Source organism: Bacillus sp. 05T31 (genome assembly GCF_056396725.1).
On sequence record NZ_JBFTMA010000952.1, the window covers coordinates 1 to 1,277 of the forward strand.

Below are 1,277 nucleotides of genomic sequence, written 5' to 3' on the forward strand. Positions count from 1 at the left end.
CATCTATACTTTCGATTTCCGTTACAGTGCGAAGCGCAGTTTTAAACGGTGTATGAAGATTTACATGTCGGCGGTTTACCTTCACATCGGTAATTTTCATTTTGTTCATACTTTCATTGTTTATAGAGTGATACTTTAATATCCGGGTGGCTTTTCCGTTAATGCGAAACAAAAAAATCCAGCCATAAGAAGATTCTTACGGCTGGATTTTGTCTATGAATGGGTAGACAAAGCAGCGATCTGATTATATTTTTTCTGTGCATCTTTTAGCGCTACAAGTAGCGCCTTTTGAGACGAACCGAAGTACCGATTTTTTATTTCTGTTACTAATGCTGGGTCATTAATATTTTTATGTAGAAACAAATATTTAACAAATTGAGATGTTAATGCAATTGTGGCTGAGCAATCTGCATCTACAATTTCCCCTGTATCCTTCTCAAGTACAAATGCTACAAAATAACTTTTGAACTTTTCGGTAATGGGATTATTTTGAGGTGCTTTCGCATCCCCTACGACGTAAATTGTATTTGAAGCGTACACAGCTATCTTCCTTTCTTATACGAGGATAACGGTTTTCTTAACAGACGTATAAGCTGTTAACTCAACGTTGATTAAAAAATGTATCCGCTTACCTTGTATTATATACAATTGACAGAATTTTAACAATATTTATTTTGACATATATTCCATAATTATGAAAATCTCTTGAAACAATTAAAATTGGCTCAAACTTCTCATTTTTACAATATGTCATTGCTCCTTGTACCATGACATTCACACTACAAACAACTTTCCCCTCATACATCAAAAAACAGTTAGCTATCGCTAACTGTTCCACCACTTCACTTTGGCAATACGAATATTGTTTCATTTGACTTAGAAAATTGATACTCTTTTCTAGCAAACTTTAAAATCTCTTCTTCATTATCGGTTAAATTCTCAATGTTAGTCTTTAAAGAACCTTGATCTTTCTTTAAAGAAACTAATTGTTTCTTTTGATTTGTTATTGTATTTTTTTTGCCATTAATTACTTCTTGTTGTTTCGTTAAAATATATTGAACGTACAAAGTAGTCGCAGCAATAAAAATGAACATGAAAATAAAACGCCTTAACTTCTTCTTATTTATAGTTCGCTTGTCGTTAGGCTGTGATAGTTGCTCTGGTATATTAGGAACATTGACTCTTTTGAGTTTCCTCATTTTCAAATCCCCCTAACCCATATTTTCTCACTACCATAGGCACGATCTCTTACTAACTTAAATTCTATTCTTATAAAA

3 protein-coding genes and 1 pseudogene are annotated in these 1,277 nt (G+C 32.7%); all 4 read right to left on the minus strand.

The annotated features are described in order from the left end of the window. Nucleotides 1-109, minus strand: a pseudogene (locus AC1DJR_RS30215) (dipeptide epimerase); the annotation flags it as partial. Nucleotides 110-213: 104 nt separating this feature from the next. Next, nucleotides 214-540: a DUF3870 domain-containing protein gene (locus tag AC1DJR_RS30220; protein ID WP_002012954.1), complete on the minus strand. Its 327-nt coding sequence runs from the start codon at nt 538-540 to the stop codon at nt 214-216. A gap of 88 nt (nt 541-628) precedes the next feature. Beyond that, nucleotides 629-904 (minus strand): hypothetical protein, encoded by a 276-nt coding sequence (locus AC1DJR_RS30225; protein WP_429688637.1) that lies wholly within the window; start codon nt 902-904, stop codon nt 629-631. After that, the gene (locus AC1DJR_RS30230; RefSeq protein WP_002085024.1) at nt 843-1,199 is read right to left on the minus strand and encodes an FtsB family cell division protein; all 357 of its coding nucleotides are present in this window, start codon (nt 1,197-1,199) and stop codon (nt 843-845) included. The genes AC1DJR_RS30225 and AC1DJR_RS30230 overlap by 62 nt, the downstream gene beginning before the upstream one ends. Nucleotides 1,200-1,277 lie beyond the last annotated feature (78 nt).

Excerpts from the sequence above, each read along its gene's own strand:
- AC1DJR_RS30230 (WP_002085024.1), bottom strand. The coding sequence starts at position 1,199 with ATGAGGAAACTCAAAAGAGTCAATGTTCCTAATATACCAGAGCAACTA.